The sequence below is a fragment of the Komagataeibacter intermedius TF2 genome, assembly GCF_000964425.1.
Taxonomy (GTDB): domain Bacteria; phylum Pseudomonadota; class Alphaproteobacteria; order Acetobacterales; family Acetobacteraceae; genus Komagataeibacter; species Komagataeibacter intermedius.
The window spans coordinates 1-323 of record NZ_BANF01000227.1 but is presented as its reverse complement, the minus strand read 5'-3'; the positions used below and the strand labels follow the sequence as shown (position 1 = coordinate 323).

1 pseudogene is annotated in these 323 nt (G+C 65.3%); it reads right to left on the bottom strand.

Annotated elements, in window-relative coordinates:
• Nucleotides 1–119: 119 nt before the first annotated feature.
• Nucleotides 120–323, bottom strand: a pseudogene (locus B7449_RS16560) (hypothetical protein); the annotation flags it as partial.

Here is a 323-nt window from a genome sequence, read left to right as displayed (position 1 = left end):
GCCTACCACATGGAGGTACCCACCGGCAGCGTTCTGGAAATCCGGAAATATCCGCGTGCCGCACTGGCGTTCCTGGGCCGGTGCCTCGACGGGCATGGCTCCTGGCGCATGGCCCAGGGCTAGAGCAGCCCGAGCTGCACGGTAGGCACGGGTGCATCCGCCGACGTCGCTTTTCCGCCATGCTTTGCCAGCAGACGGGCCAGCTCCGCTTTCTCGCGCGCAACCTGTTCCTCGCGGGCACGGGTCGTCCATGCCTCGACCAGCAGGTTTTCCCGGACGCGCTGCCCGATTTCCTTCTCTACATCCGACCAGACAAAAGTCGG